Source organism: Streptomyces sp. NPDC051776, from assembly GCF_040681345.1.
Classification (GTDB): domain Bacteria; phylum Actinomycetota; class Actinomycetes; order Streptomycetales; family Streptomycetaceae; genus Streptomyces.
Genome location: NZ_JBFAYQ010000035.1, coordinates 68,226 through 76,182 on the forward strand (window position 1 = coordinate 68,226; position 7,957 = coordinate 76,182).

Sequence of the window (7,957 nt, forward strand, 5' to 3'; positions counted from 1 at the left end):
CAGAACGCCCGCAGAACCTGAACACACCGGCGGAGCACCGGCAGTTCCGACAGATTGAGCCGGAGCAGGCCTTCCGCCCCCGCCTTCTCCCGTTCGACCCGTCAGGACGCGTCCCGCGGCTCCCCTCCGTTCGGGGGTGGCGCGGTCCGCTCCGCCATGGCCGCGGCCAGACCGCTGCGCCCCGCGATCCCCAGTTTCCGGTACGCACCGGTGAGATGGGTCTCCACGGTCCGCAGCGAGACGAAGAGCTGCTCGGCTATCTCCTTGTTGCGGAAGCCCTGGGCGGCCAACGCACTGACCCGCTCCTCCCCCGGCGTCAGCGCGGGGCCGTCGTTACGGCTGGACCGGGTGACGCGTCCTCCCGCGTCGTGCAGCCGGTCCCGCAGCCGGTCGGCGATCGCGGTCGCGCCGCATTCACCGGCCACCCGCAACCCACTTCTGATGGCCTGGCGCGCCCCGCCCCTGTCCCCGCGCTGAAGCAACGTGGTCCCGAAGTCGTGGAGGGCGTAGGCGAGTTCGAGTCGGGCCGGGGTCCGGGTGAGCACGTCCACCGATTCCGCGAGCTGGTCGAGCCCGGCCGCGCCGCCGGTCACGCTGCCCGCGGTGCGCAGGGTGACGCCGAGGGCGCGGGGGATGGCGCAGCGGTGGGCCAGTTCGAGTTCCTGCTCGATGAGCTCGCGGGCCACCGCCCGTTCGCCCAGGCGGAGATGGGCGGCCGCGGCCTTCGAACGCCACGGAACGACCGCCGGGTTGACCGTCCCCGCCTCCTGAACCTCGTGGCCGCACTCCCGGATGAGCGAGAGTCCCCCCCGGATGTCGCCCTGGGCGATCCGCAGTCCGCCCAGGCACATGAGGAACAGCGGCCGTTCCCATGCGGCGCCCGTCGGTCCTCCCGCCGAGTGGGCGAGCGCGACCTGCCCGGCGTCGGCGACGCGGCCCAGTTCGAGGAGCGAGTCGATCCTGAGAATGTCCAGCGCCGTCCCGTAGGGCACCGCGCCGTTGCCCGAGCTCGCGACCACCCGGTCCGCCGCGGCCAGCGCGTCGGGGACCTTGCCGCGCCGCAGCGCCAAAGCGGACTGATAGACCGTCAGTGCGGAGACGACGATGTCCATGCCCTTGTCGCTCGTCTCCTGGGCCAGCTCGTCGTGCAGGCGCTCCGCGGCGGTGAGGTCGTCGAGGTAGAAGAGCGTCTGTACGACGAAGTAGTGGAGCGGATAGAGGTCGTAGGAGAAGACGGGCAGGCTGACGGACGCGAGGTTCACCAGCTCGCGGACGTACGGCGCCGGAAGCGCCTGGCGCAGGGCGTGGAAGGCGTGCAGCGCCAGGATCTGGCGCTCTCCGGAGGACCGGCCGGCCAGGTCGGCGGCGTCGGACAGGGGCTCCAGCGTGCGGGCCGAGGGCCGCTCGTACTCCATCCAGGCGCGCAACGCCCGTACGCGCAGTACGACTTCGCGGTCCGTGCAGCCGCAGTCCGCCTGGCTGCTGAGCTCAGCGATGACCCGGTCGATGTTGGAGATCATCGTGGGTGACTGGTGCGAGAAGAGCAGCGAGTAGGTCAGCACCCCGAGGGCTTCCTGCCTCGCCCTGTCGTCGGTCAGCGTCTCCAGGGCGCTCGTGATGTACGACAGGGCCAGCGCCGCGTCGTAGTGCCCGGCCGCGATGCCCAGCTGGAAGAGCACCGAGCCGCGTTCGGCGGACGCCAGCGGCTGGTTGAGGGCGGAGCGCAGATAGGTGACGGCGACCTCCGGTGCGCCCCTGACGAGCGCCGCGTCGGCGGCTCTTCGCAGCACCAGGAGTACCCACTCGCCCTCCACCGGCCCGGCAGCGAGGAGATGGGCGGCCACCTCCTCGTCGGGCCGCCCGCCGAGGTACGACACCTGCGCCGCGCGTGCGTGCTCCCGGCCCAGCTCCTCGGGCGAGAAGGTGCCCAGCACGGTATCGCGCACCGCTTGGTGGACGAAGCGCTGTCCCTCGGCGCGCAGCAGCCCGAGGGCCCGGAGGTCGGAGGCGGCCGCCCGCACCACGGCCTCCCCCTTCTCGCAGTATGCGGCGAGGAGTTGGAGCGGCTTGCGGTCGCCGAGCACGGCAAGGGCATGGGCCAGCTGCACCGCGGCGTCGCTCGCCTGGGAGAGGCGGTGCATGATCTCCCGGCCGAGCACGGAGTGGGTGACGGTGGGGATGCGCTCCTCGAACTCGGCCGTCGGCCGTACCCCTCTGATCCACGCCTGGTGGAGCAGCGCGCGGACGAACAGCGGGTGCCCTCCGGTGGCCGCGTGGCAGGTGGCGCAGAAGGACGCCTCGGGCTCGCTCTCGCCCCAGATCGCCTGCGCCAGCTCCCGTACGGCTGCCGCGTCGAGGGGCTCCAGGGTCAGCGTGTGGCAGTTCGTGGGGTGGACGAGTTCGGCGACCAGCGGATCGGGCTTGCGCAGTTCGGTTGTCCGGCTGGTCACGACCACGAGGACGGAGCGGTGGCCGGCCCGGCGGACGAAGTGCGTGAGCCAGCGCAGCGAGGGCGCGTCGATCCACTGCAGATCGTCGATCGCCAGGAGCAGGGGCTGGCGGGCGGAGACGGCAAGCGCCAGCCCGTCCACACCGCTGAGCGCCGCGGCCACGACATCGGATCCCTCGGGCGGGCCGCCGACCACCCGGTCGTCCAGGACGCGCAGCGCGGCCGCGGCCGTCCCGTCCCGCAGGGCCTCCTGGCCGTCCTCTCCCGCGGGATCGACGAGCGGCCTGAACAGCTGCCGTACGGCGCCGAAGGCGAACTCGCTCTCCAGCGGGTGGCAGCGGGCGCGCAGCACACGGAAGGAGGTCGCACGGCCGCACCAGCTGCTGAGCAGGGCCGACTTGCCGATACCGGCCGGGCCTTCGATCTGTACGACGGTGGAGCGGCCGACGAGAACCTGTGCGGCCACCTCGTCCAGCTCGGCCATCGCCGCGTCCCGTCCGACCAGGGGCCACTCCCTGCCGCATGTGCTCTGTGACTCCGCGAGACTCACGTGGTCATCTCCGTCACCTGGTGATGGACTTCCCGTGGCGCACCAGGGTGGCGGTCGGCGCCTTTCCCTGCGTCCGGCCGTGGGTTCCACGAAGTCCGCCGATGGTCTGATCTTTGACGGTGGCCCCGTCCGACTACCGGATGAGGCCTTTCCGAAGGGGGCACGCAGTACGCCTCCCATCGCCGCGCGAACCGTGCCCGGCCCACGATCGTTCGGGGCACTCTGCCATGGAACACACGGCCGCCGGAACGGGCGCACACGGATGTTTTCCCTGGTCTGTCGGGTGACTCCTCGCCTGCCCGGTGACTCTCGCCTACCCGGTGACTCTTCCCGGCGCCCCCGGGCGGCACGGCTGCCCCGGCCCGTCCGGGTCAGGGCTCTCCGCCGCCCTCGGGCTCGCCTTCGGCCGGGGTGGGCCGGGGAGCGGTGGCGGGGAACGGGTGGCGCGGGGGGCAGCGACGGGCAGCAGCGGCAGGGAGCGTCGGCCACAACCGCGCCCAGCCCCAGCCGCGCTCCGGGCCGTGACAGCCCCCGCGCCGGGCCGTGGACGAGCCTGATCCTCAGCCCCCGTCGGGGTCCGTACGCTCCAGCGCGGGCCGCATGCCGGGCGTCGTCTCGTGCAGCAAGTGATCCGCGGCCGCTGTGTCGGTCACCAGGCTGGTGACCAGCCCCGAACGCAGCACGGCGCCGATCGCCTCGGCCTTCCGGCGGCCGCCCGCAATGGCCACCACCTCCGGGATACGCCGAAGCCGGTCGGCCTCGACGGTGATGCAGCGCTCCCCCAGGTCACGGCCGATGCGGCGGCCCTCGGCGTCGAAGAGATGCGCGGACATCTCGGCCGCGGCGCCCAGCGAGGCGTAGTGCTCCCGCTCCTCCTCGGTGAGCATGTCGTAGACCGTCGAGATGCCCGCCTCCCAGGAACCGATGGAGACGCAGGCGACCGTGACCTTGTCGAAGTACTCGAAGGCCCGGGCGATCCCCGTCTGGCCGCGCAGCGCCGCGGCCGTCGCGGAGTCGGGCAGCAGCATCGGAGCGTAGATGGGGTGCGCCTCGCCACCGGACACCTGGGCGGCGCGCCGTACGGCCTCGACCGAGCCGCGCTCTGCGGTGCCCGCGTCGTAGACCCCGGTGAGCTGCACGACCGTGCACGGCGGCAGCCGGTCGAGAGCCGCGGCCATGTGGATGGTCGAGCGCCCCCAGGCGAGACCGAGGACATCGCCCTCGGTCACCAGCTCGCCGAGCAGGTCGGCCGCGACCTCGCCGAGGTTCTCCGGGTCGGGCGCGTCGGCCTCCGCGTCGGCGGGGGACTCCACGACGACCGCGTGTCGCAGCCCGTAGCGGGCGCGGAGCACGTCGGAGCGCTCGGCGTCCAGCTCGGCCGGTACACGGATCTCGATACGTACGAGGTCGTGCTCGAGCGCCGTCTCCAGCACGCGCGCGACCTTGAAGCGGCTGACGCCGAACTCCTCGGCGATCTGGATCTTGGATTTGCCCTCGAGGTAGAAGCGGCGGGCCATGGCCGCCGCCTGCACCAGCTCCGCGGGTCCCATCCGCAGGGCAGGCCGACCCGCCGACATAGCAGACACCGCATTCTCCTTCACTAGTGCACCTTGCTGGGCACTCCCCAGCTCGCATCGGGGGTGTCCCCGGCGCGGTCGGCTGGGGGTGTCCCCCTGCTCATCCTGTCAGAAGCGGCGGTGACCGATCAGCTCTTGCCCCCGCGTTCACCGGGCTGACGTTCAGTGGTCGCAGGCCCACCCGGCGGTCTCGGTGGTCTCCTGAGCCTGTGTTCGCAGGGAACGCACCGCCGCTGCGGGGTCGTCGGTGCCGTAGACCGCGGAACCCGCGACGAAGACGTCGGCCCCGGCCTCGGCGCACCGCTCGATGGTGTCGGCCGAGACACCGCCGTCGACCTGCAGCCACATCTCAAGACCGTGCTTGGCGATCAGCTCACGGGTGCGGCGGATCTTCGGCAGCATGATGTCGAGGAACGCCTGCCCTCCGAAACCGGGCTCCACGGTCATGATCAGAATCATGTCCAGTTCGGGCAGCAGGTCCTCGAACGGCTCAATGGGCGTCGCAGGCTTCAGGGCCATGGACGCTCGGGCCCCCTTCGCCCTGATCTCGCGCGCGAGCCGTACGGGAGCGGCGGCCGCCTCGGCGTGGAACGTGACCGATCCGGCGCCCGCCTCCACGTAAGCAGGCGCCCAGCGGTCAGGGCTGTTGATCATCAGATGGCAGTCCAGCGGCGTAGCCATGGCCCGGGCGAGGGATTCGACGACCGGCACGCCCAGGGTGAGGTTGGGCACGAAATGGTTGTCCATCACGTCGACGTGGAGCCAGTCGGCACCCTCGACCGCTCGGGCCTCTTCCGCGAGGCGCGAGAAGTCGGCGGACAGGATACTGGGGCTGATCTGAACGGCCATGGCACAAGCCTGCCATGGCCCCCGGCTGCTGACGGACCGTGGTGGACAGAATCCGAGGAGCCCCATGCCGGAAGGACAGCGCCAGGGAGTGGCCTGGCTGGTCTGCGGACGCCGTACGAAGTGGCTGGTGCTGCTCCTGTGGCTGATCGCGCTCTTCCTTCTGGGCCCGCTTGCCGGGAAGCTCATGGGCGCCCAGGAGAACGACGCGACGTCCTGGCTTCCCGGCAGCGCCGAGTCGACCCAGGTCCTGCACCTCTCCGAGGACTTCCGGCCCGAGACCATCCCCGCCGTGGTCGTCTACGCCCGGGACAGCGGTCTCACCCTCCAGGACCGCAGCACGATCGAGCAGGCCACGGCCGAACTGAGGACGATGACCGCCCACGGGATCCGGGGCGAGGAGACCCTCGGTCCGGTCTACGACCGGCCGGTCGCACCGCGGGCCGCGGAGATCTTCGTGCCGGTCACCGTCGACGAGGAAGGCTGGGAGCGGCTCTCGGACGCGGTCGACGACATCCGCGAGAAGATCGGCGACCCAGGTGGCGGTCTCTCGGTGTACGTGACCGGGCCGGCCGGCACCAACGCCGACTTCGCGAAGGTCTTCGAGGGCATCGACTCCACGCTGCTGGTGGCGGCCCTCGGCGTCGTGGTCGTCGCGCTGCTCATCACGTACCGCAGTCCCACCCTGCTGCTGGTGCCCGTCGTCGCGGCCGTCGCGTCCCTGCTCACCGCCCAGGCGATCATCTACCTCCTCGCCCGCTACGCCGACCTGACCGTGAACGGGCAGAGCGCCGGCATCCTCACCGTCCTCGTCTTCGGCGCGGGCACGGACTACGCATTGCTGCTGACGGCCCGCTACCGCGAGGAACTGCGCCGCCACACGGACCGGCACGAGGCGATGGCCCTCGCCCTGCACCGGGCGGGCCCCGCGGTCATCGCCAGCGGCGCCACCGTCTGCGCGGGCATGCTGGTGCTCCTGGTCGCCGAGATGAACTCCACGAGCGGGCTCGGCCCGGTCTGCGCGGTCGGCGTGCTGGTCGCCCTGGTCGCGATGGTGACGCTGTTCCCCGCCCTGCTGGTGATCTGCGGGCGCTGGATCTTCTGGCCGGTCATCCCCCGCTACGGATCGGACGAGCCGACCGAGCACGGGGTGTGGGCCCGTACGGGCACCCGTATCTCGCACCGGCCGCGGGCGGTCTGGGCGACGACCGCCGTGATCCTCGCGGCGCTGTCCTTCGGCATCCTCGTGCTGCGGGCGGAGGGCATCAGCAACGCGGACGCGTTCACCGAGGAACAGGAGTCGATCAAGGGGCAGGAGGTCTCGGCGCGGTACTTCCCGGCGGGCAGCGGCGACCCTCTGGCCATCGTCACCAACGCCGATCGGGCCAGGGAGGTCGGCCGTACCGTCGCGACCACGCCGGGCGTGGTACCACGGTCGATCGCCGTCCCGCCCGGCGCGGTACCGGAGAAGGACGGCCGGGTCCTCTTCGAGGCGACCATGACCGCTCCTTCGGACAGCACGGCCGCGAAGGACACGGTCGAACGGGTGCGGGACGCGGTCCATGCCGTCCCGGGTGCCGACGCCAAGGTGGGCGGCACCACGGCCGCGCTTCTCGACGCGGAGAACGCCTCCGCCCGGGACAACGAGGTCGTGATCCCGCTCGTCCTGGTCGTGGTCCTGATCATTCTGTGCGCTCTGCTGCGCGCGCTGATCGCCCCGCTGGTCCTGATCGCCACCGTGGTGCTGTCGTACGCGGCGGCCCTGGGCATCAGCGCGCTCGCCTTCCGGTACGTCTTCGACTACGCCGGTGAGGACCCCGCGTTCCCACTGTTCGTCTTCGTGTTCCTGGTCGCTCTGGGCATCGACTACAACATCTTCCTCACGACCCGCATCCGCGAGGAGGCCCGCAAGCACGGCACACGGCCGGGAGCTCGTACCGCACTGGCCGCGACCGGGGCCGTCATCACCTCGGCCGGTCTGGTGCTGGCGGGCACCTTCGCCGCCCTGGGCACCCTGCCTCTGGTTGGCTTCGCCGAGATCGGCTTCGCGGTGGCGCTGGGCGTGCTGCTGGACACCTTCGTCGTACGGTCCGTGCTCGTCACCGCGCTGTTCCTGGACATCGGACCGCGCATGTGGTGGCCGAGCGGGCAGGCGCACGACGAACCGGCGGCACCGGTGGGACGGCCGGGCCCGGGCGGAACGCCGCCGCCCGGGCCGAACACCACGCCCTGATCACGGCGTACGCGCCCGGTACGCGGACGGTCGCGGGGCCTCCGCCACGAGCCGGTGTCCTCCAGGGGCCTCCAAGCGGTCCAGGACGGCCCGGCGGGTCTGGCGGCTCTGGCGGCCATGACGGCGGATCAGGTCGTTCCGGGTGGACGCCCGCCCCTCGCCGATGGGGGGCGAGGACCTTCTGGTACGAGGAGCGCGGAGCGTCCGCCCCGGGGGGGTGTCCCTATGGGTTTCGTCAACCTGTGGGGGCGGGCTTGGGGTCGTAGAAGGTGCCGTCGCGGAGCATGGCGAAGAGCACGTCG

Annotated in this window: 4 protein-coding genes; 1 reads left to right on the top strand and 3 read right to left on the bottom strand. The window is 71.9% G+C overall.

Annotated features, from left to right (window positions below; translation table 11 throughout):
• Positions 1–101: 101 nt before the first annotated feature.
• From AB0M26_RS23930 to rpe, 3 genes are all read right to left on the bottom strand, one after another.
• The gene (locus AB0M26_RS23930) at positions 102–2,999 is read right to left on the bottom strand and encodes an AAA family ATPase (protein WP_365263866.1); all 2,898 of its coding nucleotides are present in this window, start codon (positions 2,997–2,999) and stop codon (positions 102–104) included.
• Between the two features lie 560 nt (positions 3,000–3,559).
• The gene (locus AB0M26_RS23935) at positions 3,560–4,576 is read right to left on the bottom strand and encodes a sugar-binding domain-containing protein (protein ID WP_365263871.1); all 1,017 of its coding nucleotides are present in this window, start codon (positions 4,574–4,576) and stop codon (positions 3,560–3,562) included.
• Between the two features lie 162 nt (positions 4,577–4,738).
• A complete protein-coding gene (gene rpe / locus AB0M26_RS23940) occupies positions 4,739–5,425 on the bottom strand; it encodes a ribulose-phosphate 3-epimerase (RefSeq protein WP_365263867.1) in 687 nt (228 codons plus the stop codon).
• 64 nt (positions 5,426–5,489) lie between these two features.
• On the opposite strand from rpe, the gene AB0M26_RS23945 reads away from it, so the two are divergent.
• On the top strand, positions 5,490–7,655 hold the full coding sequence (locus AB0M26_RS23945) for an MMPL family transporter (protein WP_365263868.1): 2,166 nt from the start codon (positions 5,490–5,492) through the stop codon (positions 7,653–7,655).
• Positions 7,656–7,957: the final 302 nt, after the last annotated feature.

Excerpts from the sequence above, each read along its gene's own strand:
- AB0M26_RS23935 (WP_365263871.1), bottom strand. The coding sequence starts at position 4,576 with ATGTCGGCGGGTCGGCCTGCCCTGCGGATGGGACCCGCGGAGCTGGTG.
- rpe (WP_365263867.1), bottom strand. The coding sequence starts at position 5,425 with ATGGCCGTTCAGATCAGCCCCAGTATCCTGTCCGCCGACTTCTCGCGC.
- AB0M26_RS23945 (WP_365263868.1), top strand. The coding sequence starts at position 5,490 with ATGCCGGAAGGACAGCGCCAGGGAGTGGCCTGGCTGGTCTGCGGACGC.